The following is a 24,543-nucleotide window of genomic DNA, read 5'->3' as shown; positions in this document are numbered from 1 at the left end:
CCCTGGCAGGTAAAAAAAGTTCCCGCTCCCGGCAAAAAAGAGATGTTATATTGTAACTATAAATCTCAAATCTTTTTCGTCGTTTTGCCAAGGAATGTCCGATGTCCCTCTCCTCCCTGTGGCGCTTGTCGCCGCTCGCCGCCGCCCTGTTGATCAGCTCGGAAGCCCACGCCCTGGAACTGCAACCCCAAGTCATCACCGGCAACCCGCTGGGCAGCGAGCAACTCGCCTCGCCGACCACCGTGCTGGAGGGCGATGAGCTGACCCTGCAACAAAAAGGCAGCCTCGGCGAAACCCTGAACAAGCAACCGGGCGTGTCCTCCTCGTACTTTGGCCCAGGCGCCAGCCGGCCGATCATTCGTGGCCAGGACGGCGACCGTATACGCATTTTGCGCAACGGCGTGGGCGCGCTGGATGCGTCGTCGCTGTCCTATGACCACGCGGTGCCGCTGGACCCGGTCAACGTCGAACGCATTGAAATCGTACGCGGCCCGGCAGCGCTGTTGTATGGCGGCAGCGCCATCGGTGGCGTGGTCAACACCTTCGACAACCGCATCCCCACCGAAGCCATCGAGGGCATCCACGGCGCCGGTGAATTGCGTTACGGCGGCGCCGACACCACGCGCAGCAGTGCGGGCAAGCTGGAAGCGGGCAATGGCACCTTCGCCTTGCACCTGGACGCCAACGCGCGGGAATTCAACGACCTGAAAATCCCCGGCCAGGCCCGCAGCCGCCACGCCCCGGACAGCGATGACGCACCCGGCAGGAACGGCCGCCTGGGCAACAGCGACGGGCGCCAGGACGGCGGTGCGGTAGGCGGCTCCTACACCTGGGACGACGGTTACGCCGGGCTGTCCTACAGCAACTACGACAGCAACTACGGCTCGCCGGCCGAGCAGGAAGTGCGCATCCGCATGAAGCAGGAGCACTACGCCTTTGCGTCCGAGATCCGCAACCTGCAAGGCCCGTTCACCTCGGTCAAACTCGACGCGGGCTACACCGACTACGAGCACCGCGAAATCGAAGGCGGCGAAACCGGCACGATCTTCAAGAACAAAGGCTATGAAGCCCGCGTCGAAGCGCGTCACCAGCCCGTTGGCCCGTTCGATGGCGTGGTGGGCGCCCAAGTAACCCGCAACGAATTCTCGGCCCTCGGTGAAGAAGCCTTCGTGCCGCAGACCGACACCAACGCCGGCGCGCTGTTTATCCTCGAAGAAATGCAGGCCACCGAGCGCCTCAAGCTCAGCCTCGGCGGGCGCCTGGAGCACACCAGCGTCGACCCGGACGCCAAGGGCAACGCGCGTTTTGCCGGTGCCGACAAGACCAACGACTTCACCGCCGGCAGCCTGTCGTCCGGCGCGGTGTATACGCTGACGCCCATCTGGTCCCTGGCCGCGACCCTGGGCTACACCGAGCGCGCGCCGACCTTCTACGAGCTGTATGCCAACGGCGCCCACGTCGCCACCGGCACCTATGAACTGGGCGATGCCAACCTGAAAAAAGAAAAGGCCGTGTCCAGCGACCTGGCCCTGCGCTTTGACAATGGCACGCACAAGGGCAGCTTCGGCGTGTTCTACAGCCGCTTCTCCAATTACATCGGCCTGCTGGGCACGGGTCGTACGCTGAACGATGAAGGCGAAGAAGACGCGGATGGCATTCCTGAGTACGAATATTCCGGCGTGCGGGCACGTTTCGCCGGCTTCGAAGCCCAGGATCACATCAAGCTCGGCGAAGGCGCCTACGGCAAATTCGCGCTGGAGCTGTCAGGCGACTACACCCGCGCCACCAACCTCGACACCGGCGAAGCCTTGCCGCGCATCGCCCCGTTGCGCTTGAACAGCGGTTTGCTGTGGGAACTGGACCGCTGGCAGGCACGCATCGACGTCGAACACGCCGCTGGCCAGGGCCGTGTGCCGGATAACGAAAGCGGCACCGATGGCTACACCACATTGGGCGCGAGCGCCGGTTATCACTTCAATGTCGGCGGCAGCCAATGGCTGGCGTTTGTGAACGGTGAAAACCTGACCAACCAGACCGTGCGCTATGCCAGCTCGATCCTGCGCGATATCGCGCCGGCACCGGGACGCAGTGTGCAATTGGGCATCCGCACCACCTTCTAAACACACTGAAATTCCCCTGTGGGAGGAGGCTTGCCCCTCCCACCGTTATTTGGCAGCGACGATCTGTCACTGTTACCAAATCGGAAATGATGCATCTTGCGATTTGCGCTTTCTCTCGGCGCGTCCGCGCTTTATCCTTGTCGGCAATAAACTGAAACGTTTCACTTCCCCGGTCGATCCTATCTTGCTGATTATTCCTGCCCACCAAGACAGCGCTGTCTTACATCGACCTGCGCCTGGGGATATATCACCTGCCTGTGGATAACCTCGCTTTCCCCAGAAAAACCGAATTAACGCTGAACCAAGCCCGTGCCGAATCGTCATCTACAGTGAATGAAGCACGGGGTTACACAATTATTCCAACGTCACGGAGAAACACACTATGAGCACTGATGGTGCTTCGAGCCCAAGCCGCCTGCTGCCCAGGCTGCTGGGGATCTTGCTGCTGATCATGGGCTTGGCCTTGCTGGCCGGCGGCGTCAAGCTGAGCCTGCTCGGCGGGTCGCTGTACTACCTGCTGGCCGGTATCGGCATCACCCTGACCGGCCTCCTGCTGCTGGCTACCCGCCGCGCAGCGCTGGGCCTGTACGCGCTGGTGCTGTTCGCCAGTACCGTGTGGGCCTTGTGGGAAGTCGGCCTGGACTGGTGGCAGTTGGTGCCGCGCCTGGCGCTGCTGTTCGCCCTGGGCATCGTCATGCTGCTCCCGTGGTTTCGCCGTCCGTTGCTGCGCGGCCAACCTGCCCCGCTGGGCACTGGTGCGCTGAGCGTGGCCGTGGTGCTGGCCGGTGCAACCGCCCTGGCCAGCCAATTCACCAACCCCGGTGAAATGGTCAAGACCGGCCAACTGGACCGCGACGCGGTACCGGGCATGGCCAGCGCTGCACCGTCCCAGGCCGATGGCGACTGGAACTCCTATGGCCGCTCGGCCTACGGTGATCGTTACTCGCCGTTGGCGCAGATCACTCCGGAAAACGCGCACCAGCTGGTACCGGCATGGACCTATCGCACCGGCGACATCCCCGGCCCGAACGATCCAGGCGAGACCACCGCGGAAAACACCCCGCTGAAAGTCAACGGCATGCTCTACGTGTGCACACCCCACAGCCAGGTGATTGCGCTGGACCCGGACACCGGCAAGGAAATCTGGCGCTTTGATCCGAAGATCAGCAGCCAGGGTGCCGAGAACTTCAAGGGTTGGGCGCACATGACCTGCCGTGGCGTGTCGTATCACGATGACGCCGCCTACGCTTCCGAGCAGAGCCCGACCGGCAGCGCCAGCCCGGCCGCCGCACCGAATGCCTGCCCGAAACGCATCTTCGTGCCGACCGCCGACACCCGCCTGATCGCCCTGAACGCCGACACCGGCAAGATGTGCGAAGACTTCGGTGACAAAGGCCAGGTCGACCTGCGTGCCAACATCGGCAGCTTCGCCCCAGGCGGTTACTACTCCACTTCGCCACCGGCCGTGACCAAAAACCTGGTGGTGATCGGTGGACACGTCACCGATAACGTCTCCACCGACGAGCCCAGCGGCGTGATCCGCGCGTTCGACGTACACACCGGCAAGCTGGTGTGGAACTGGGACAGCGGCAACCCGGACGACACTACCCCGTTGGCCGAAGGCAAGACCTACACCCGCAACTCGCCGAACATGTGGTCCATGTTCGCCGTGGATGAAAAACTCGGCATGCTCTACCTGCCGATGGGCAACCAGATGCCCGACCAGTACGGCGGTGATCGTACCGACGATTCCGAGAAATACGCTGCGGGCCTGACCGCCCTGGACATCGACAGCGGCCACGTGAAGTGGACCTTCCAGTTCACTCACCATGACCTGTGGGACATGGACGTCGGCGGCCAGCCGTCGCTGATCGACATCAAGACCGAAGCCGGCGTGAAGCAAGCGGTGATGGCGTCGACCAAGCAAGGCAGCATCTACGTGCTGGACCGCGCCACCGGCCAGCCGGTGGTGCCGATCCACGAAGTGGCCGTGCCCCAGGGCGCTGTCGCGGGCGACCGTACTTCCCCGACCCAGCCGAAGTCCGAGCTGAACTTCATGCCACCGCCCCTCAAGGAGCGTGACATGTGGGGCGTGACACCGTTCGACCAACTGCTGTGCCGCATCGATTTCAAATCCATGCGCTACGACGGCCCGTTCACCCCGCCATCGCTGCAAGGTTCGATCGTTTACCCAGGTAACTTTGGCGTGTTCGACTGGGGTGGTATTTCCGTCGACCCGGTACGCCAGATCGCCTTCGTGAACCCGAGCTACATGGCGTTCAAATCCAAGCTGATCCCGGCGGCCGATATCGCCAAGCAAGGCCCTCGCGTCAGCGAAACCCAGGGCGTGCAGCCGAACAAAGGCGCGCCGTACGGCGTGATCCTCGAAGCACTGCTGTCGCCCCTGGGCCTGCCGTGCCAGGCACCGGCGTGGGGTTATGTGGCCGCGGTCGACCTGACCACCCACCAGACTATCTGGATGCACAAGAACGGTACCGTGCGTGACAGCTCGCCGGTTCCGGTTCCGCTGACCATGGGCGTACCGAGCCTGGGCGGCACCTTCACCACGGCCGGTGGCGTGTCGTTCCTCAGCGGTACCCTCGACCAGTACCTGCGGGCCTATGACGTGAAAAACGGCAAGCAGTTGTGGGAAGGCCGCCTGCCAGCCGGCGCGCAAACCACACCGATGACCTACACCGGCAAGGACGGCAAGCAATACGTGCTGGTCGTGGCGGGTGGCCATGGTTCCCTGGGGACCAAGCAGGGTGACTATGTGATGGCGTTTAAACTGCCGGATTAAGCAAGACTGGCGGTAAAACAAAGGCGGCTACCCTCAACAGGTAGCCGCCTTTTTCATGTGTGATGCAGGACTGAATGTGGTGTTCAGCAGACTAGTGCTCGATCACTTCTCCACGCATCGCAGCCAGCCGGGCAATCAATCGATTTTGCACCGCTACCGCAATGCCCTCGCGGTCCATCGCCTTGATCAAATCCTCCACCAACGCATTAAAGTCACTGCGGCTCACGTTCTGGCCCTTGTGACTCTCGGCCATGCTGTCACCGGTGTAGGTGCACGGCCCGCCTGCCTCGACGCAGAACTGTTCGATCAACTTGTTGCGCAAACGCTGGATATCGATGCGTCGGAAGCGTTCGACAATGCGCTCATCGCGGGCAATGTTGAGCAGCATGCCTTCGACAATCCGCGTGATGCCGGGCATGGCGCCGAGGTCGCGGTACAGGCTGTCGTCCTTGGGCGGTTGCTGGGCGCAGGCGCTGAGCAGCAGCACCAGGGCGATGGGTAGAAAGCGCATCAGAAACTCCCCTGCACCGACAGGTAGGTGCCGTTCTGGTTATCCAAGGTCGCGATTTCGCCGAGGTGGGCGTAGGCCAGCACAAACGACAGGTGTTTATTGGGAAAGTAGCCGACAAACACATCGGCCCAGTCGCTTTCGCCGGCGAACGACAGGTTGTCGGGTTTCTCGCGGTACTCCACGCCCACCGCCCAGCGCGGGTTGAACAGCAGCGCCAGCGAGCCTTCCTTGAGCAGGCTGCGGCTGTCGCGACGGTCGCCGCCAAAGCCGAGCAGGCCGGTTTCATTGGCGCGGCTGTAGCGCAGGCTGGCGTTGACCAGCACGTTGTAGCCAAACGCGGCGCCCATGAACAAGCGGCTGGCGGCGAGGTAGCCCTCCACATCGCTGTCGCGCTTGGCGCCGACGAGGCTGGGGATATCGAAATTGGTCTGGTGCTTGTATTCCAGGCCGAGGGACACCTGCGGCAAGCGGTCGTAAATCACGTCACCGAACAGGCGAACCTTCACGCCCAGTACATCCTGGCCGAGGTTGTCTTCGGGCAGGTTGAGCTTATGCACCAGGCTACCGAGGTCAAAGCGCTGGCGGGCGAAAGACACTTCGACCCGGTTGTCATAGGCCAGCGCCAACCCGGCCACGTCCAGCCGATAATCCGGCAGGTTGACCGTGGTGGCGAACGCCGTGGCACCCCACTCGTGCTGTTCGCCGTAGCCGGTCAACACCGCCCACGGCGTGATCCCACCGCCGGCCGTACCCTCGATGCTGCTGGCACCGCCGGTGGCGATCAGGCGACCGTTATCGGCCAGGGTGGTTTGCACCGTCAGGGCGGCCAGGCAGCCGATCACTAGAGAAAGACGCACGTCAGCCACTCAATGAACCAGGGAAGTTTGCGCACTGAGGGGCAAGGCCACCCAGGCTTCGAAAGCGTCGGCGCTCAAGGGCCGGCTGATCAGATAACCCTGGGCCGTATCGCACTGCCAGCGTTCCAGAAGACGCAGGCTGTGGGCGTATTCAACGCCCTCGGCGACCACTTTGAGGCCCAGATTGTGGCTCATCTCGATGGTGGAACGCACGATCACTGCGTCTTCACTGGTTTCATCGAGGTTGCGCACAAAGGATTGGTCGATCTTCAATTCTTGCACCGGCAAGCGCTTGAGGTGCGCGAGGGACGAGTAGCCAGTGCCGAAGTCATCCACCGACAGGCTGATGCCGCAATTGCGCAGCAGGTGCAGGACTTTGAGGGCTTTTTCCGGCTCGCGCATCACCGCGCTCTCGGTGATTTCAAACACCAACTGCTCCGCCGGCAAGTTATAGCGCCGCAACAACGCCAAGACTCGGTGAGCCAGCTCATCGCCGAGCAAGTCGTCTGCCGAGATGTTCAACGACAGCTGCAGGTACAGGCCACGGCGGTTCCATTCACACAACTGACGAATGCCTTCCTCGATCACCCAATGGGTCAACAACTGGATGCTGCCCGAGCGTTCGGCCAGGGGGATAAACTCCGCTGGCGAGACCATGCCGAACTGCGGGTGCTGCCAGCGCAGCAAGGCTTCGGCCTGGCGCACATGGCCTTGGCGAATGTCCAGCTTGGGCTGGTAATGCAGCAGCAGTTGGCCCTGGTTGGGCGCGTGACGCAGGTCGCGGATCAGGGTGATCTGGCGGCGGTGCGCGAGGTCGCGGCCCTGCTCGTAGATTTGCAGGCGGCCGGGCATTTGCGCGGCGTCTTTCATGGCGATGGCTGCGCGCTCGAGCAAGGTGTGCGGGCTTTCGCCATCGGCCGGGAATGCCGCGATGCCCAGGCGGCAGTCCAGCGCCAGGTCATGGCCGTTGATGCGCTGGGGGCGCAGCAACAGTTGCTGGAGTTTGTCGGCCATGCCCACCGCCTCGTCGCTGCCGGCGCCTTCGAGCAGGAGCAGGAACTCGTCGGCAATCAAGTGCGCCAGGGTATCGCCGGGACGCAACACCGCCTCCAGGCGACGACTGACGGCCAGCAGCAATTGGTCCACCGCATCCGGCCCGGCGGTTTCGCTGGCGGCGCGCAAGTTGTCGATGCCCAGGTAAATCAGCGCGACCGGCCGATTCAACGCAATGGCGCTGCCCAGGCGCTCCATGGCCAGCGCGCGGTTCGGCAGGCCGGTGAGCCGATCATGCAGGGCGTTGTGGGCAAGCTGCTGTTCGCGCTCGGCGATCCCGCTTTGCATGGAGTTGACCGCATGGGCCAGCAAGCCCAGTTCGTCGCTGCGGGCCAGGGCCACCGGCGTCTGATAATCGCCCTGGCCAATGCGTTCGGCCGCCAGGGCCAGCGCCTGCACCGGGCGCGATACGGTGCGCGCCAGCAACAAGGCACCGATCAACGAGGCCAGCAATGCGATCAATGCGATACCGAGGATCTTTTCATCCAACGGCACAAAGGCCTGCATCGCCGCATCCAGCGGGCTTTGCAGCAAGGCCAGGACCTTGCCGTTTTCATCACTGGCCAAGACCAGCGACTGGCTGAGGAAGCTCTGCTCCAGATGATCGGTGGTGGACACGCCACGGCGCGTGGAATCGCCCTGCATCAGACTCAGGATACTCCCGCGCAGCGCCTGGGGCTGGGTGGTGACCAACTCGCCGGGCTGGTCTTTATCAATCGCCAGGAACGACACTTCGAGGTTGCTCAACGAACGCAACTCATCGGCGAACACGCCGTCCATGCTGAAGCCCATCACCACCCGCGCAATCGGCAACGGCGCCAGCACCGAGGCCTCCACCAGCAGGTGCGGCTTGCCTTGCAGCGGCACGATCAGCATGGCCTGGCGATTGCGCCGGGCTTCGCGCAGCGATTGGTCATAGTGGAAGGTCGAACCTTCGGGCACTTCGCTCAGGGTGCTGGCCAGGACTTTGCCGTCCATGCCCAGCAGGATCATGTCGCTGGCGTTGATGCGCTTGCCGTGGTTGAGCAGCACCGAGCGCATCGTCGCCGAATCGCCACTGGCCACCGCATCACGAAAACCGAAGTCGGCCGCCAGCAATTGCACGCCGTCGGCGAGGCGCCGGCCGCGTGCGTCCAGCAAGCGCTCGAACACCCGCGCGCCCACGTCCAACTGGGCCAGCGCCTGGCTGCGCACCGCCGAGCTGGTGGCGGCCTTGACGCTGAAGTACAGCGCACCGATCACCACCAGCAGCAGCAGGATCAGAACGCTGGCGACCCGCGCCTGGAAACTACTGCGCAGGTTCACGGGCAGCTCGGTTGAAGGCATCGCCAAAGGCGCTTGGCATCGGTGTGGGTGGAAGATCTTCGGACGCGGGCTCAAGGGCCAGCACCACGCGGTGGCTCAGGCCGGCGGCGGGAACATGCAGGGTGCCGCCATCCAAGGGCTGCATATTCGCCAATTGCGGATGCCACAGGGTGGCGTGGTAATCGCCGGGAGGCAGTTGCTCCAGGCGCACCTGGCCCTGGGCATCGCTGACGCCAAAGTGCGGATCGTCGGTGACGTAGATATAGCCGAGCATCCAGTCATGGATATTGCAGCCCAAGACCACCACGCCGGGCTTGTCGAACAGCAGCGGCTCGCTGGGCGTGCCTTCATACAGGCGCAGTTCGAAGCGTTTGGCCGCGGAGAAGGAATACACCTGGTGCCGGATGTTATCGCTGTTGGGGAAACGCACCTGGGTGCCGGTATGGACCGCCAGCACATGTGGGGCAAAACGCTGGCCACGTTGGTCCATATTGGCCTTGAGCACACCGGCAGGCGCGCCTGCCGGGCCCTGGAGGGTCACGACTGCATCGGCAACCGGGCTGCCATCGGCCTGGCGCATCGAGACCTCAAGCGTGGCCGCCGACGCGGGGCATGCCACTGCCAGCACCAGCGCTACACGGGATAAGAAGTCAGTCATTCGAGCCATGGGATATCCGCAAAAAATGGAAAAAGAGCGGCCAGCCCTGGCACAACGAAGCACAGCCATGATGCCGCAAGCAAGGCAAAATGCCATCACTGATTATGAGATGAGGCTTGACCGTTGGTCGGCAAAAACCTATGCAATCGGTCAAGCTCTGTAGAGGATGTCGACCATTCAAGAGAAAGCTGTAGCCGAGCGCCCGTTTTTTCCGGCCGCCACGGCTACCTCAATCTACTGCCCTGGCCATGCTGGTTTGCGAACCGATCTCTACCGCAAACTTGCTGTTGAAGGGCAAGTAATGGTTGTAAGCCTCGGCAAAGGCTGTGGCGTCTGAAGAAGACAGCTTGATACCCGCGAGCGACGGATCCGTTGCCGCCCAACTCAAGTCATAGGCGCTGCCCATGGTTTTCCTCAGCACGTCGTTGAACAAGGTCGGCCCCGTGACTTCAAAAATCCTGGTCTGGTACTCATTGAACGTCTTTATCTGCTCGGCGGTAGGGGTTCCCTTCAAGTAAGGGCGATTACCTTCGAGCCATTGCTGATTGCCTTTGAAACGACGGTACAGCTCATCGCTGATATCGCGCAGCACAGGATTATTGGGATGACTTGCAAACACACTGGTGTTGTAGCCAATAAAATCGGTGTCTGCATAGGAAACATGCGAGTTCAATAACACCTGATTACCCGTCGCCTTGAGCTCCACCTCACCGATATTGGCCGTGACCACGTCATCACTGTCCAGGTAAATACCGCCCCGGTGATTGATCAGCGGGTAACGTAATGCATCACTGGCCGCCGCGTAGTTTTGCCCCGCGCCTTGGCGGAAGAACTGATAAACCTCGCCGGAATCCGATGCCTTGAAGGCTTTGAAAAAGGCATCATCGTTCAAGTTACGCACGTCCAGGTTGCGGCCTTTGCCCTGAAGTTGCGCTTTTATCTGCTCAAACACCTGCGGTGTGTCCGCATCGATATGCACAATGGTTTTATAAGCAGAGGTCTTTTCTGCGTTACTCAGAACAGTGGCGAGCCGATCATCCGGCATGCTGCCGCCCGCCCAGATGTAATTGATCTCCTTGGGGATGGCGGTGGCTGCCTGGGGAATAGGCAGCGCTGCAACGCGCACGGTTCTGATACTGCTGGGCGAAGGCAATGTGTCTTTGACTTTCAAGTATTCCTGTAACGGCCCGGCGCGCCAGTCGTAAGGCCCGGCTCGCCAGAAAACATCACCCAGCGCATCGCCCCGGCCGATTTTACGCCAAGCGCCCAGTTCGGCATCAAACCTGACTTCAGTCGTAAAGTTAGCGAGAAAGGTTATTTGCCCATCCCTCCTCACCACTTGCTCAACCTCGTCCATCGGCAGTTCAACCAGCTTGTAGTCCTGTGACGCAATGCCGTCTCCACCCTGTAACCCCAAGCGACGCCACTGTTCGTTGCCACGGTTGCTGAACAGGAACTCGGTTTGCCGGTTGGTCTTCGGGTTAATCAGCCGCGCCTGCACACTCCCCGGGCTGCCGGCCTGCGACACCTCGCGAACTTTATAAACCGAGGTTTTCCCCGAGCCGTCCGCGTTGCGAATGTACTGTGCGCCGTCCTCCCCTCGGTAGATACCCTGGCTGTCAGGCGTCAACCCCGCCAACTTCGCTTTACTGACCGCATACTTGTCGAAGTGCACATTATCAACGGCACCCGGCGCAACTGCGGGTGGGCTGACAGGGCGAAAATCCTTGAGCGCCGGGCCATAGGCCGTGCGAGTAGTGACATCGTAGGCATGCCACTTGCCCCGATGACGCTTGGCAATAACCTTCAATCCCTGCGTCGATGCACTCGCCAAACCCATCTCACCTTCGACAGCACCCGACATTTTTGCGTAGGCGTTGAGATTGAAACCCTGCCCCTGCAGCCATTTCAGTTCCCTGTGACCGGCCTGCCAGAGCGTTTTGATGCCTTGGGTGGCCCGCAGCCCCAAGCCCCCTAGACCTTCCACCGGGTTCAGACCGCTGAGGGCGGCCCGGAACAGGATGTCAGACGCCTTGAACGCTCGCGTTCCAAGCCGCTCAGTCACTTTGCCAGCCACCTTCGCCGCCGAACCCAGCCCCTTGCCGACTGGCACGACGAAACCAAAGATATCCAGCGCAAAATCGCGCACAGCAGCACCGACGTTTCCGTTGGCGGCATTCTCGATCGCGTTTTTGAGCGGAATCAAACCCGTGACAAAATCATGTCCGGCCTTGATCTGCGCCTCCTCATCTTCCACCGCCGTCGACCCGCGTGCGGCCGCTTTCATCGCTGCTGGGTCATACAGCAGGTGATTGGCCATGACCTCAGCAATCTGGCCGAAGCGAGGATGGTCGATAGTCGGAACCGCGTCGTCCATCGCCTTTCTGTCCTCGGGCAAGAGCGGCGCATTGAGTTTTTCGGTCAATAAATCATGGGAGTACGTGCCCGGTCGCGGGGCAGTGCCTGAACGGTAAGCCTCGTAGTCCAGCCATTCGCCGATCCCTTTGGCTTGACGGGCTGCATACCCCTCAGGATCCGCCACTCGGGGCGCTGGATTCGGCGGATTCCTGGGCAGGTCCTCGCGCTTTCGAATGAGCCCCTGCAACGGGAACAACTCATAGGACGCATGCTTGAAGTCGGCATAGGCCCGGCCAGTGTCACGCTTGTCCCTTGGGGTCAGGACCCGCATCCACAAACCGTAGCGCGCCACGGCGGCCTGCGCTTGGGCGTCGGACTCCAGCCCCTCGGCCTGGGCCTCACTGGCCTTGCGCAAGGAAAAAAACTCTACCTGGCCGGACGCGATGGTTTGCCTGTCGCTCAGCGGCAATTGCGAGAGTTGATGTGCGACCAATGTCGTGAGACTCGCCTTCAGGCCACTCACGTATGCATCGAATTGCTCATCGAAGATTTTTCCAACGTCAGGCAGCGGCGTGACCCTGTAATGCCGATTACCCAGGGAAAAATCGTGACGCACCCCTCGCGGGATACGGTCCATTTTGCCGGCCATGTAAATGTCCAGCAGTGAGTGCAGCTCACTCTCGCTGGCATCAATGTGGGTGATGCTGATGTTTGGGACTTCAAAAGAAACATCGTCTCCATAGGCTTTTTTCAGTTCGGCAAGCGCAATGTCTCTTCGGGTGGGCATCGTCGCGGCCAACTGACTCTGCGCCTTTTGCAGCCTGGTCATGGTTTCATTGAAGGTTGTCCGTAACCCATCCAGTTGTTCGGGCGTATACACCCTCGGATTGGCCGGGACTCTGCCCTGGGCAATGCCCCAATCGACCAGCGCCTGCTCCTGGGCGTGACGCTCGACGATTGCCTGAGTCAGCGAGACCGGACCATGGCTCTCACGCGTCATCCACTCGCCAAAAGGAATGCACGCGGCAACACCCGGTATCGCGTGTTCGCTGGCCTCAACCACTGCCGTGAGCCTCATCCAGGCGGGTGACCCCACCACCAGATTGGCGGGCATATCAGGCACAAGAAAGGTCGGTGCCGCGCCCACGAGCAGCAGCCAGGCCGCCGCAGGAGCCAAGGCGGAGGTGACTTTGCCCTGCGCCACCAAGTGCTGGCTCAATCGCTCCACTACCACGGCCGGGCTTACCCCCCAGTTGGCCGGCGCCAGCAAGTCATACCCGGCCACCTGCCCGCGTTGGCTGCCTGCGTGCGGGTCAAGTTCCAGCACCATCGCTGCCATCGCCCATTGAGCGGCGCTGGAAGGTGTAGATACGCCGTCGAAAGCCGCCTCGAGTTTTTTCCCCAACGCTTGGACTTCGGGACTTTCAATCATCTGTTCAATCCGCTGCACGACGCCTGCGGGTCGACTTGAATCAACGTGTTTCTCCTGAAAGAGCGCGAACAAACCCTTGCCAGGCGAAACCTCGGCCAGGGTCTGCGAGACCATCGCCTGCAGCCGACGCCTTTGCTCTGCGTCCAGCGCAAGCGGCGTGGACAAAAGGCCCCAGTAGTTGCCCCGTTCAAGCGGCTCGGGCAGAGGGTTTGAACTCGCGTAGAGCAGGTCTGCCAGTTGTTCCGGGGTGTGTGGAACATTCAAGCCGGACTCCCTTAGAAACCAGGCCACCGGCACTTGCGAAGCAGGCTCAAGCCGATTTTCGCGTCCAAACGTTGAAAGGGCATCAGCAGGCATCATCTGACGGTCCAACAAGGTTGCAACCTTCAGGCTCGGGTTTTCCAGCGCGGCCTTTTGCACCGCCCCCAAGGCCGTTATCAGGCTCTGCGTGTTGCGGGTATTGCCAAGCCGTTCTCTCGCTTCATCCAGGCTCTGTTCAGAGCTAGACAGTGACCTTTGCAGCGAGCGCCCAGGGTTTACCTGCACGGCTGCGGGTGGCGAGCTTGAATCATGGATTTGGATGGGTTCGCGCTGATGCCCTTCCCAGGGCAGGGGCGACTGAAGTTCAGGGCGAGATTGGCCAGGGAGGACGGTTGTAGGAATGGTGCGCATGAATTGCCCCTCACAGGCCCGCCGAGAGCGGGCCAAGGTTAGGAAAGGCCGGAGAGAGTTCCGGAGTAACCTGAGTGCAACTTGGAGAAAAATCGGCGAGACGAAAATTTTAGAAGCTGTTTCACCCAGCCAAAACGGCATGGAATAGGTCAGTCACGGTGCCACCCGCTCACGCCGCATCCACCGCTCGAACGCCAGGGCATTCAACGGTCGGCTGATGAGATAGCCCTGGGCCGTGTCGCAGTTCCACTGTTTGAGCAACTTGAGACTAGGCTCGAACTCCACCCCTTCGGCCACCACCTTGAGCCCCAGGTTGTGGCTCATTTCGATGGTGGAGCGCACGATCACGCCGTCGCCCGTGGCGCTATCGAGGTTGCGCACGAACGACTGGTCGATCTTCAACTCCTGCACCGGCAGGCGCTGCAATTGCGCGAGTGAGGAGTAGCCGGTGCCGAAGTCATCCACCGACAGGCTGATGCCGCAGCCGCGCAGTTGCTCCAGCACGCTCAAGGCTTGTTGCGGGTTGTGCATGATCGCGCTTTCGGTGATCTCGAAAATCAGCTGCTGGGCGGGCACCTGGTAGTGCGCCAGCAAGGTGGTGACGCGGGTCGCCAGGTCATCATCGGCCAAGTCATCCACCGAGATGTTCACCGACAACTGAATGTGCATGCCGCGCTGCGACCACTCGCCGATCTGGCGGATGGCTTCTTCGATCACCCACAGGGTCAGGCCGCCCATGCTGCCGGTGCGCTCGGCCAGGGGGATGAATTCGGCGGGCGACACCAGCCCCAGGGTGGGATGCTGCCAGCGCAGCAGGGCTTCGGCCTGGCACACCTCGCCAAGCTTGAGGTCGAGCTTGGGCTGGTAGCACAGGTACAACTCGCCTTCGACGACGGCCCGGCGCAGGTCGCGGATCAGGGTGATCTGGCGCTGGTGGGCGAGGTCGCGGTCCTGCTGGTAGATCTGCAGATAACCCGGCAGCGTCGCCGCATCGTGGCGGGCGATGGCGGCGCGACTGATCAACTCTTCCACCTGCTGGCCATCGGCGGGATAGGCGGCGATGCCGATGCTGACTTCGTGGCGCACTTCGTCATTGCCGATGCGCTGGGGCTCGGTGAGCAGTGCGTAGAGGCGGTCGGCGCGGGTCACTGCACGGTCGATCTCGGTGTTCTCCAGCAACAGCAGGAATTCGCTGCCGGTGATGCGCGCCGCGGTATCGCTGGCCAGAAGGCTCATGGACAAACACCGGCTGGCTTCACGCATCATCTCCTCCACGCCCTCGGGGCCGAAGCCTTCGTTGATCACCCGGTAGTTCTCGATGCCCAAGTACAGCAACACCACCGGCCGCCGCGCACTGATCGCGCTGCCCAGGCGCTCCATCGCCAGCGCCCGGTTGGGTAGACCGGTGAGTGGGTCGTGCAGGGCGTTGTGGGCCAGTTGCCGTTCGCGCACGGCGATGCCGCTTTGCATGGCGTTGAAGGCGCGGGCCAGCAAACCGAACTCATCGTGGCTGCGTACCCGCACCGGCGTGCGGTAATCACCGGCGCCGATGCGCCCCGCCGCCTCCACGAGGGCGTTGAGCGGGCGCGACACCCGCCGCGCCAGGAACAACGCGCCGGCCAACGACACCAGCAGCACCGCCAGGGCAATCCCGAGAAACTGCCGGTCCAGCGGCGCAAAGGATTCCAGCGCATGGTCCAGCGGGCTTTGCAGCAATACGCGCACGTCATCGCCGTCGCCGGTATTGGCCAATGGAAGCACGCGGCTGAGCACGCGCTGACCGTGGAACCCATGGATCTGTGCCTCAGGGTTGAGCGGAGCGTCGTGCAGCAGGCTGAGGGCGGTGGCCCGGTACGCGTCGGGCTGGGTGCTGAACAGCGGGCCGGGCGTGCCGTCCTGCACACTGAGAAACGACACTTCCAGGTTGCTCATGGAGCGCAGTTCATAGGCGAACAGTTGGTCCATGGCAAAGCCCATCACGATGCGCGCGATGGGTAACGGGTCGCGCACTTCATCCTGCACCAGCAGGTAAGGCCGCCCATCCAGGGCCACGATCACCATGTGCAGGCCATTGCGCCGCGCATGGCGCAAGGCGGCGTCATAGGGGAACGGCTGGCCGCGGGTGAGGATAGGGAGTGTGCTGACCATGACCTTGCCATCCAGGCCCAGCACAAACACGTCGCTGGAACGGATGCCGGTGCCGTGGCGACGCAGTGCCGCCAGGATCGGCGCGGGCTTGCCTCCGGCCACGGCCTGCTTGAACGGACCATCGCCGGCGAGCCAGTCGAGCCCGTATTGCAGGCGCCGCCCGCGCAGGTCCAGCAGACGCTCGAATACCTGGGTTCCAGTTTTCAGTTGGACTTGTGCCTGGTTCTCCACGGCACGGCGGGTGGCGCTCTTGACGGCGAAATAGGTGGCGGCGACCACCACCAGCAGCAACAGCGCCAACACCCCGGCGATGCGGGTTTGAAAGGTATGGCGCCATGTCATGGCAGTGCCCTCTGGCAGCGTTCGCCTCTCTCTGCCGCCGCGTCCCTTAGTCATGTGCAGTCCCTGCGCCCAAACCCGCCGTCAAAAAAACATCTATTTAGACTGGACATTTTGTTTTAGCAGAGTAGCTGGGACAGAGCAGAAGCGCACCGAATAAAACCGGGGATTTAACTGTCATTTTATTGGCGACAACCGCTTGGCCATACCCACCTGTCAGCTGCGGGCGCGCATGAAGTCCCCCCAACGCCGCACCAGATAGTTGTGCTCATCCATGACCGAGTTCCACACCGCAATATGCCCCATGCGCTGCTCATAGGAGCCGCCATCGCGCACCTCGCCGATATCGATCAACGGCAACCCATCACTGCCGAGCAGCTCCTCCCGCGCAGGCTTGCCGGCGTACCAGTAATCCCACTCGGCACTGCTCAGGTGATCACGGCTGCGCGCCGGGTTGCCGATGTAGTAACCCTGGCGCGCCATCACCGCGCCCGGCCAGCCGGACAACCACCAATTGAGGTACGCGTAGGCCGCGTCCAGCACCGGCCCCTGGGCATGGCGCGACAATGACAAGCCGCCGAACCAGGCGCGATAGCCTTCGCGGGGCACCGCCAGGCGGTATTTCACCCCGGCGCGGTGCAGGCGCATCAAGGTTGGCGACCACAGGCTCTGGATATCGATGCTCGGGCTGAGCATCAGTTGCGCCGCCTCTTCATCGTCGGACCAAAACGCAGCGAAATGCCCTTCCTTCTGCTTGCGCACCAGAATATCGGCGAGCACGTCGATCTCTTCGATGCTCATATTGCCGATGTCGTTGAAGCGCGCCAGCCCCGCGCCCTGCACCGCCAGCGCCGCATCCAGGGCGCCGATGGCGGCGTCGCTTTGCAGTGCCGTGCGGGCACGCCAGGCCGGGTCCAGCAGCCAGCCCCAGCTTTCGTTGCCGTGGCAAAAACCCTCGGGCAGGCGCTCGGGGCGGTAGGCAAAACTGTCCGCATTGTGGGTAAGGGGCAGCATGCTGATGCGTTCGGTGACGGTGCTGCCCAGGCTGCCATCGTGCTGCACGAACAACCGCTCACTGGGCACACTGCCGCTGCCCAGCCGGTCGTTGGGTGACAGGCGACCGCGCTTGGGCAAGTCGTTGATCTCGTGCCACAGCGCGATGCGCCGCGTGTCAATGGGCTGGATCGCCCGGGCCGGCCACACGAAGTCGACGTTGTGAAACCATTGGTCGTACAGGTCGTAGCTGTCGGGCTGCATCACTGCGATGCGCTGGGCCTGTTCCACATCGTGCACCTGGTACACGAGGCGAATCCCCAGTTCCTGTTCGGCGCGCACGCGCAGGCATTCGAGCAAAGTGACCGAGGTGCCGAGCACTCGTAAGGTGATCATTCGGCGAACCGCCGCGAGAACACCTCAAACGAGCGCTGCAGCAGCGCGGGGTCCAGGCCACGCAGGATAAACACCAGCCGCGATTGCCGCTCGGTGCCTGGCCACGTGGGCAGATGGACCGGGGCATGCAGGCAATGCTGCACGCCATGAATGACGATGGGGGCGTTACTGGCGTTCACGTTGAGCAGTCCTTTGACGCGAAGGATTCGTTCGCCGTGGCATCTTAACAGCATCGACAACCACACCCCGAAGCCGACCCAGTCCAGCGGCTGGTCAAAGGTCATACTGCACACTTGGGCCGCCCCATGGCTGGCGCTGGTGGTCTGGTGCAATTGCCAGCGGCTGACTTCCAGGGCGGGTTCGGCACTGCGCAGGCCTTCGCCGAGCAACAGTTGGTCGCCACTGTGGATAGCGTGGGTATCGAGGATCGGCGTACCGGTGTTGAGCGCCTGCAGGTGCGCACGCAGCGGTTCGCAGTCATCCACAAGATCAGTCTTGCTCAGCAGCAAACGGTCTGCGGCCGCAACCTGGGCCAGCCATTCCGGGTGCAGGCGTTCCTGCAACGCGGCGTGGCTGGCGTCGACCAGCGTCACCACCAGGCCGATATGAAAACGCCCGCGCAGTTGCACATCGTTGTTCAAGGTGGCGAGGATCGGGGCCGGGTCGGCCAGGCCGGTGGTCTCGAGGATCACCCGTTTGAACGCAGGAATTTCGCCACGCTCGCGGCGTTGCAACAGGCCGAGCAACGCGTCCTTGAGCTCGCCACGGATGGAGCAGCAAATGCATCCGCTGGGCAGCAGCACAGTGTTCGGCGCGACTTCTTCCACCAGCAGATGGTCGATGCCGATATCGCCGAATTCGTTGATCAGCAACGCGGTGTCGCCCAGGCTTTCGCCTTGCAGCAGGCGCTGGAGCAAGGTGGTCTTGCCACTGCCGAGGAAGCCGGTGATCACATTTAGAGCAATGCTCATATTTACCTCCACGCCCGGTAGGAGCGAGCTTGCTCGCGAAAAACCCGAGAGCGCCACGTACATCCAGACAACACGCGTTATCGTTGACGTTTTTCGCGAGCAAGCTCGCTCCTACAGTGGGGTGTTTTCCAGGTGGTCAAGCAGACGCGGATCAAGGGGATCCAGCGGCCGGCCGAGCATGGCTTCAGCTGCCTGCCACAGTTGATCCAAGCCGCTCGCCAGTGCCTGTTTACCGGTGGCGCCCAACAGCAGATAAGACGCGCCCTGGAAGTCTTCGACCTTGAGCCGGAACACCGCCAGCACCTGGTTGATCGCGGCGATACGGCGCAGGCGTTCGCGGCGCCTGGGCAATTCATCACCCAAGGGGTCGCTCCAGTGCAGGTCTTCGCCGAGCAATCCGCAGAGTCCGCACATGGCTACACCCCGCTCATGGCATGACATCGCCGGAGTTCGGGCCCAGGGTCTGGCCGACGAACAGGTTGCCGCCGGGTTCACTGGCCAGCAGCACGGCGGTGGGCGCCACTTCGTCCGCCAGGCCGAAGCGACCCAGGGGTAGCTCCTTGGCCTTGGCGCTCTTCCAATCGTCGCTGATACCGCCCACTAACGGCGTCTCGATCGGGCCGGGGGCGATGGCATTGACCAGCACATTGTCCTTGGCCACCTCCAACGCCAGGGACTTGGTAAAACCGATCACTCCAGCCTTGGCGGCCGCGTAGTGAGTCAGTTCGGCGCCGCCCTTGATACCCAGTTGCGAAGCCACGTTGATGATCCGTCCCCAACGCTGCGCGAGCATATGGGGCAAGGCACGTTGGCTGGCGACGAACACGCTGGTGAGGTCGACGCGCAGCATGTCGTTCCACATTTCGATGGACAGGTCGACGCAACGCGCCTGGGTGAGCATCCCGGCATTGTTGACCAGGATATCGATGCCGCCGAAGTGGTCGACGCAACGGTCGACACTGGCCTGGGCGCCTTCGACCGTGCCCACATCGGCCACGCACTCGACCACCTCGGCGCCCAGGTTACGGCAGGTGATCGCGGTTTCGGCGAGGCTGGCGGAGTTGCGGTCGGCCAATAACAGGCGCGCGCCTTCAACGGCATAGGCGCGGGCGATGGCGGCACCGATGCCGCTGCCGGCGCCGGTGATCACGGCGCGGCGGTCAGTCAGTTGGAACATGTTAAATCTCCTGAAGCAAACACAGTTTCAATGTGGGAGGGGGCTTGCTCCCGATAGCGGTGGTTCAGTTAGAACTGCTGTGACTGACCCACCGCTATCGGGAGCAAGCCCCCTCCCACATTTGGATTGAGTACATCAGTCAGTCGGGCCAGCGTACGGTCAGGCCGCCGTCGATAACGATGCTCTGCCCGGTCAAATAGCTCGACGCTTCACTGGTCAAGAACTGCACCAGCGACGCCACTTCATCCGCGCGCCCTACCCGCCCCAACGGAATCGCTCGCGCCGCTTTTGCCAGACCTTCCGGACCCAGCGAGTTCTTCGCATCCAGCGACTGCGGCGTCTCGATCAACCCCGGGATCACCGCATTGCAGCGAATGCCCAGGGGCGCCAATTCCACCGCCAGCGAACGGCACAACCCCGGCACACCGGCCTTGGCCGCAGCGTAATGGCTGTGGTCGTGCCAGCCATACACGCCGCCGGCAATCGAAGAAATCGCCACCAGCGCGCCGCCTTCGTTCATATGCCGCGTCGCCGCGCGGAAGGTGCGCATCACCCCGGTCAGGTCGACATTGAGCATCTCGTTCCATAACTCGTCGGTCATTTCCAGCAGCGGCGCACGGCGCAGCAAACCGGCGTTGGCCACCGCGTAATCCAGCCGACCGAAATGCTGTACCGCCTGTTCGGCGAGGGCGTCCACCGAGACGGTATCGCCCACGTCCAGCGGCAACATCAGGCACTCGCCCCCCGCCTCTTCCACCAACGACACGGTGGTGCCCGGGTCGTGGGGATCGGCCGGGTAATACCCGCCCACCACCGCCACGCCACAACGTGCATAGGCCACGGCGAGGGCTTGGCCGATGCCACTGGCGGCGCCGGTAATCAAGGCAACTTTACGGCTCATCGAACTCTCCTTACTGAACGGTTTCCGGACGCACATGGCGGGCGGCAAACATCAGGGCGCCGGACAAGAAGCACGGCAGCGCGCCGAACCACAGCGCGGCGGTCTGCCAGTCACTGCCGGCGGACAACACCTGGGTCGCACCAAAGCCCGCGACTACGGCACCAATCGGGCCCATGGCATGGATGATCGCGCCGCCGGTGGCGCGGATGCTGGTGGGGAAACTTTCACTGATAAAGAACAGCGCCGCCGAGTACGGCCCGATCAGGAAGAACAGGCCCAGGCTGTACAACCCGACCACCATCGGCATATTGCTTGGGCCAAACAGCATGCCGGCAAACGCCAGGCCGCCGAGCATCCAACCCAGGCCGATCACATTGCGACGGCCGATCTTGTCGCCCATCCAGCCGTGGCTGAGGTAGCCGCAGTAACCCACCAGGTTGGACAGCACGAGGATGATCAGCGAGTTCTCGAACGAGATGTGGTGCACGCTGACGATCACCGAGGTGCCGAGCACGCTGAACACCTGGATCGCTGCCCAGTTGAGCAGCAGCGCAGCGCCGATCACCAGGGTGGCGCGACGGGCCGGGCCACGGAAGGCCGCCTTGAGGCCGGCCTTGCTGTGTTCGTCGTAGTCCACACCGTAGGTCACGGCAACGTTTTGTGCTTCTTTCACCGCGCCGCTTTTACGCAACTGACTGATGCGCTGGTGGATCTGGAATTGCGGGCTCTCCTTGAGCTTGCGCGCCATGATCGCGATCACCACCGCCGGGATCGCGGCGAAGATGAAGCAACCCTGCCAGCCGATGATCGGCAGCAACAGCGCGGTCAAGCCGGCGGCGATCAACGCACCGACCGGCCAGCCGCCCTGCACGAGGCTGTAGATGAAGCCGCGGCGCTTGGTCAGTCGCGGGTCTTCCGAGGCGCCATACAGCTCGGTCAAATAGGTGGCGTTGACGGTTTCTTCGGCATACCCCAGGCCGCCCAGCGAACGAATCAGAATCAGCGGCGACTTGCCCCACGCCCCGCCAATGGCGGTCAGCGCCGAGCACAGTGCGGAACCGGCCACGGTGAAAATAATCCCTTTGCGCCGCCCCAGCTTGTCGACGATCGGCCCGATGGCCAAGGCAACCACGGCGGTACCCACCGCCACCCAGGTCGCGATTTCAGCCTGCTCCACTTCACCCCAGCCGAAGTGTCGGCCGATCTCCGGCAGCAAGGTGCCGAACAGGATGAAGTCGTACACCGCAAACACCCAGGCGAAAAACGCGATCCAGGTGGCGAAGCGCACTTCCTGGGACGTCAGTTGCCGGGGTTTCCAGCCAGTCAGGTCAAGCTTGTTGTAGATGGACATAATCGCGCCTCGGGAGGTGGAGTGGGCTTTCTGTAGGAGCGTGCTTGCTCGCGAAAATCGTCAACGATGACGCGGGCATCCTGAATGCACGCGGTGCTCTCAGGCTTTTCGCGAGCAAGCTCGCTCCTACAGGGTTGGGATCAGGTACGCGGTTGGCGGCGGATAAAGTCGTCGGCGATTTCGTCGAAGGTGACGAAGCGCACGCCGGCATGGCTCTGGATGTGTTCGATCAAGCGTTCAAGCATCAGCAGCACTTGCGGGCGGCCGGACACGTCGGGATGGATGGTCATGGTGAATACCGCGTGTTCGTGCTCGCGGTAGACCCAGTCGAACTGGTCGCGCCACATTTCTTCGAGGTGGCGCGGGTTGACGAAGCCGTGGCTGTTGGGGGCTTTCTTGATGAACATCATCGGCGGCAGGTCGTCGAGGTACCAGTTGGCCGGGATCTCCACCAGATCGGTTTCTTCGCCGCGCACCAGGGGTTTCATCCAGGTGTCGGGGTGCTGGCTGTAGTCGATCTTGGTCCAGCTGTCGCCCTTGCGCACGTAGTAGGGGTGGAAGTCGTTGTGCATCAGGCTGTGGTCGTACTTGATGCCTTTTTTCAGCAACAGCTCGTTGGTGACCTTGCTGAATTCCCACCACGGCGCGACGTAGCCGGTGGGGCGTTTGCCGGTGACTTGGGTGATCAACTCGATGGATTTATCGAGGACGATTTCTTCCTGCTCGGCGGTCATCGCAATCGGGTTTTCGTGGCTGTAGCCATGCACGCCGATTTCGTGGCCGGCGTCGGCCACGGCCTTCATCTGCTCGGGGAAGGTTTCCATCGAGTGGCCGGGGATAAACCAGGTGGTGCGCAGGCCGTAGCGCTCGAACAGTTTGAGCAGGCGCGGCGCACCGATTTCACCGGCGAACAGGCCGCGGGAGATGTCGTCGGGCGAGTCTTCGCCGCCATAGGAACCGAGCCAGCCGGCGACGGCGTCGACGTCGACGCCAAATGCACAGAGGATGTCTTTAGCCATGGTGTGTCTCCTTAAAAGTTAAGTACGGACTCGACGGACAAGGCCGCACGCAACAGCCGCGCGTCTTCTCCGCTCGGGGCGCTCAGCAGCAGCCCGGTGGGCAGGCCCTGGGCATCGCGGCCACTGGGTAAGCTGACGCCTGGCATGTCGAGAAAGCTGCCGGGCATGGTCAGGCGCAGGGTGGCGAGGTTGGTTTTGACGAACAGTTCGTCGTCGGCCTCAAGCGGTGCCAACGCCGGGGCGACATGGGCGACGGTGGGGGTGATCAGGATCGCGCCGTCAAGCGCGTCGAGCAGTTGCTGTTGCAGGCGACGGCGTGCGTCGGTCAGGTGGATCAACTGGCTGGCCGGCAATGCGCGCGCGGCTTCAAGGCGGCGGCGCACACGGGGGTCGAGGTGTTCGGCGTCAACACTGTCGAGCAGGTCCTGGTGCAGGGCGAAGGCTTCGAACGCGCCGAGCCAGCCTTGGTGCTTGATCAGGTCCAGGGTGGCCTGGAACGGGGTGCTTTCACGCTCTTCAATCAGCGCACCGTCCGCCTTCAGTCGCTCAACGGCGCGCAGCAGGTTGTTGCGCACGGCAGGCTCCACGTCAGCCAGCACACCCTGTTCCAACACAAAACGCTGCCCTTTCAGGCGACGGGCACTGTGCTGCCGGGCACGGCCATGGAGCAGGTCGTCGATGGCCAAGGCATCGCGCACGCTGCGGGTCAACGGGCCAAGGCTGTCGAGGGAACGGGCCAGGGGAAACACACCGTCGCGGCTGTAGCGTCGGCTGCTGCTGCGGTACCCCACCAGGCCGTTGAGCGCTGCCGGAATGCGGATGGAGCCTGCGGTGTCGGTGCCCATGGCGATCGGCACGATACCGGCCGCAACCGCCACCGCCGACCCGGACGACGAGCCGCCGGGAATGCGCGCCTGGTCCGTGTCATGGGGATTGTGCGGCGTGCCGAAATGCGGGTTCAGACCCAAACCGGAATAGGCGAGTTCGCTGAGGTTGGTCTTGCCGACGCTGACCATCCCGGCACGGCACAACAGGCCCACGCTGGGGGCGTCGAGCAACGCGGCGGGCGCAGTACGGCGGTAAGCGGCGCCGGCGGTGGTGATGCTGCCGGCTACGTCGAACAGGTCTTTCCAGGCCAGGGGCACGCCATCGAACACGCTCAAGGGCTGGCCGGCACGCCACCGGGCGGCGGACGCTTCGGCTTCACGGCGGGCGCGCTCGGCGGTCAGGGCAATAAATACGCTGGTCGAGCGGCTCGCTTGATCGAGTGCCTGCTCAAGGACTTGCACCGGGTCGCTGCGACCGCTGGCGAAATCCTCGGCCAGTGAAGTGGCGTCTGACATCAGGGAAACCTCATAAAACGTACATATTAATAAAATGTACATTTTACAAAGGCAGCTTTCGTGCCAGTCTCTGCGTAGCGCTCTTGGCGCGATTACGCATTCTTACCCAGAGCTACAGGATAGATGGTGTTGATCGATG

At 62.6% G+C, this 24,543-nt stretch carries 16 protein-coding genes; 2 read left to right on the top strand and 14 right to left on the bottom strand.

The genetic code is table 11. The features are described 5' to 3' along the window. Nucleotides 1-101: 101 nt before the first annotated feature. Both BLW22_RS02770 and BLW22_RS02765 read left to right on the top strand, forming a co-directional pair. Nucleotides 102-2,120 (top strand): TonB-dependent receptor, encoded by a 2,019-nt coding sequence (locus BLW22_RS02770; RefSeq protein WP_074844026.1) that lies wholly within the window; start codon nt 102-104, stop codon nt 2,118-2,120. A 382-nt stretch (nt 2,121-2,502) separates the two neighbouring features. Next, nucleotides 2,503-4,920: a glucose/quinate/shikimate family membrane-bound PQQ-dependent dehydrogenase gene (locus BLW22_RS02765; RefSeq protein ID WP_074844023.1), complete on the top strand. Its 2,418-nt coding sequence runs from the start codon at nt 2,503-2,505 to the stop codon at nt 4,918-4,920. Nucleotides 4,921-5,011: 91 nt separating this feature from the next. Here BLW22_RS02765 and BLW22_RS02760 read toward each other — a convergent pair whose 3' ends face one another. The 14 genes from BLW22_RS02760 to BLW22_RS02695 form a co-directional block, all read right to left on the bottom strand. Continuing rightward, nucleotides 5,012-5,431, bottom strand: a complete 420-nt coding sequence (locus BLW22_RS02760) for a group I truncated hemoglobin (protein ID WP_065926577.1) — start codon at nt 5,429-5,431, stop codon at nt 5,012-5,014. After that, the gene (locus tag BLW22_RS02755; RefSeq protein ID WP_074844021.1) at nt 5,431-6,288 is read right to left on the bottom strand and encodes a DUF3034 family protein; all 858 of its coding nucleotides are present in this window, start codon (nt 6,286-6,288) and stop codon (nt 5,431-5,433) included. Before BLW22_RS02755 ends, BLW22_RS02760 begins: the two co-directional genes overlap by 1 nt. Before the next feature lie 9 nt (nt 6,289-6,297). Then, nucleotides 6,298-8,646: a bifunctional diguanylate cyclase/phosphodiesterase gene (locus BLW22_RS02750; RefSeq protein WP_065949016.1), complete on the bottom strand. Its 2,349-nt coding sequence runs from the start codon at nt 8,644-8,646 to the stop codon at nt 6,298-6,300. Then, on the bottom strand, nt 8,630-9,313 hold the full coding sequence (locus BLW22_RS02745) for a methylamine utilization protein (protein WP_083221283.1): 684 nt from the start codon (nt 9,311-9,313) through the stop codon (nt 8,630-8,632). The genes BLW22_RS02750 and BLW22_RS02745 overlap by 17 nt, the downstream gene beginning before the upstream one ends. A gap of 220 nt (nt 9,314-9,533) precedes the next feature. Then, the gene (locus BLW22_RS02740) at nt 9,534-13,766 is read right to left on the bottom strand and encodes a glycosyltransferase (RefSeq protein ID WP_159440230.1); all 4,233 of its coding nucleotides are present in this window, start codon (nt 13,764-13,766) and stop codon (nt 9,534-9,536) included. Nucleotides 13,767-13,919: 153 nt separating this feature from the next. Continuing rightward, complete coding sequence (locus BLW22_RS02735; protein ID WP_074844017.1) at nt 13,920-16,256, bottom strand: putative bifunctional diguanylate cyclase/phosphodiesterase; 2,337 nt, start codon at nt 16,254-16,256, stop codon at nt 13,920-13,922. A 213-nt stretch (nt 16,257-16,469) separates the two neighbouring features. After that, entirely contained in the window at nt 16,470-17,642 is a 1,173-nt protein-coding gene (locus tag BLW22_RS02730) for an ABC transporter substrate-binding protein (RefSeq protein WP_065926582.1), read from the bottom strand. Beyond that, nucleotides 17,639-18,613 (bottom strand): CobW family GTP-binding protein, encoded by a 975-nt coding sequence (locus tag BLW22_RS02725; protein ID WP_065926583.1) that lies wholly within the window; start codon nt 18,611-18,613, stop codon nt 17,639-17,641. Before BLW22_RS02725 ends, BLW22_RS02730 begins: the two co-directional genes overlap by 4 nt. Nucleotides 18,614-18,724: 111 nt before the next feature. After that, on the bottom strand, nt 18,725-19,027 hold the full coding sequence (locus tag BLW22_RS02720; RefSeq protein WP_065926584.1) for a hypothetical protein: 303 nt from the start codon (nt 19,025-19,027) through the stop codon (nt 18,725-18,727). A 13-nt stretch (nt 19,028-19,040) separates the two neighbouring features. Next, nucleotides 19,041-19,790 carry an SDR family NAD(P)-dependent oxidoreductase gene (locus tag BLW22_RS02715; RefSeq protein ID WP_074844014.1) on the bottom strand — a complete coding sequence of 250 codons (750 nt, stop codon included), beginning with the start codon at nt 19,788-19,790 and terminating at the stop codon, nt 19,041-19,043. Nucleotides 19,791-19,929: 139 nt separating this feature from the next. Beyond that, entirely contained in the window at nt 19,930-20,691 is a 762-nt protein-coding gene (locus tag BLW22_RS02710) for an SDR family NAD(P)-dependent oxidoreductase (RefSeq protein WP_065926586.1), read from the bottom strand. 10 nt (nt 20,692-20,701) lie between these two features. Next, on the bottom strand, nt 20,702-22,042 hold the full coding sequence (locus BLW22_RS02705; RefSeq protein WP_065926587.1) for an MFS transporter: 1,341 nt from the start codon (nt 22,040-22,042) through the stop codon (nt 20,702-20,704). A gap of 140 nt (nt 22,043-22,182) precedes the next feature. Further along, nucleotides 22,183-23,061, bottom strand: a complete 879-nt coding sequence (locus BLW22_RS02700) for a polysaccharide deacetylase family protein (RefSeq protein ID WP_003234086.1) — start codon at nt 23,059-23,061, stop codon at nt 22,183-22,185. Between the two features lie 11 nt (nt 23,062-23,072). Then, complete coding sequence (locus BLW22_RS02695; RefSeq protein WP_074844012.1) at nt 23,073-24,404, bottom strand: amidase; 1,332 nt, start codon at nt 24,402-24,404, stop codon at nt 23,073-23,075. Nucleotides 24,405-24,543: the final 139 nt, after the last annotated feature.

The sequence above is a fragment of the Pseudomonas marginalis genome (genome assembly GCF_900105325.1).
GTDB lineage: Bacteria > Pseudomonadota > Gammaproteobacteria > Pseudomonadales > Pseudomonadaceae > Aquipseudomonas > Aquipseudomonas marginalis.
This window is presented reverse-complemented; position numbering and strand designations above follow the sequence as displayed.

Excerpts from the sequence above, each read along its gene's own strand:
- BLW22_RS02770 (WP_074844026.1), top strand. The coding sequence starts at position 102 with ATGTCCCTCTCCTCCCTGTGGCGCTTGTCGCCGCTCGCCGCCGCCCTG.
- BLW22_RS02765 (WP_074844023.1), top strand. The coding sequence starts at position 2,503 with ATGAGCACTGATGGTGCTTCGAGCCCAAGCCGCCTGCTGCCCAGGCTG.
- BLW22_RS02760 (WP_065926577.1), bottom strand. The coding sequence starts at position 5,431 with ATGCGCTTTCTACCCATCGCCCTGGTGCTGCTGCTCAGCGCCTGCGCC.
- BLW22_RS02745 (WP_083221283.1), bottom strand. The coding sequence starts at position 9,313 with ATGGCTCGAATGACTGACTTCTTATCCCGTGTAGCGCTGGTGCTGGCA.
- BLW22_RS02740 (WP_159440230.1), bottom strand. The coding sequence starts at position 13,766 with ATGCGCACCATTCCTACAACCGTCCTCCCTGGCCAATCTCGCCCTGAA.
- BLW22_RS02735 (WP_074844017.1), bottom strand. The coding sequence starts at position 16,256 with ATGACATGGCGCCATACCTTTCAAACCCGCATCGCCGGGGTGTTGGCG.
- BLW22_RS02730 (WP_065926582.1), bottom strand. The coding sequence starts at position 17,642 with ATGATCACCTTACGAGTGCTCGGCACCTCGGTCACTTTGCTCGAATGC.
- BLW22_RS02725 (WP_065926583.1), bottom strand. The coding sequence starts at position 18,613 with ATGAGCATTGCTCTAAATGTGATCACCGGCTTCCTCGGCAGTGGCAAG.
- BLW22_RS02720 (WP_065926584.1), bottom strand. The coding sequence starts at position 19,027 with ATGTGCGGACTCTGCGGATTGCTCGGCGAAGACCTGCACTGGAGCGAC.
- BLW22_RS02715 (WP_074844014.1), bottom strand. The coding sequence starts at position 19,790 with ATGTTCCAACTGACTGACCGCCGCGCCGTGATCACCGGCGCCGGCAGC.
- BLW22_RS02710 (WP_065926586.1), bottom strand. The coding sequence starts at position 20,691 with ATGAGCCGTAAAGTTGCCTTGATTACCGGCGCCGCCAGTGGCATCGGC.
- BLW22_RS02705 (WP_065926587.1), bottom strand. The coding sequence starts at position 22,042 with ATGTCCATCTACAACAAGCTTGACCTGACTGGCTGGAAACCCCGGCAA.
- BLW22_RS02700 (WP_003234086.1), bottom strand. The coding sequence starts at position 23,061 with ATGGCTAAAGACATCCTCTGTGCATTTGGCGTCGACGTCGACGCCGTC.
- BLW22_RS02695 (WP_074844012.1), bottom strand. The coding sequence starts at position 24,404 with ATGTCAGACGCCACTTCACTGGCCGAGGATTTCGCCAGCGGTCGCAGC.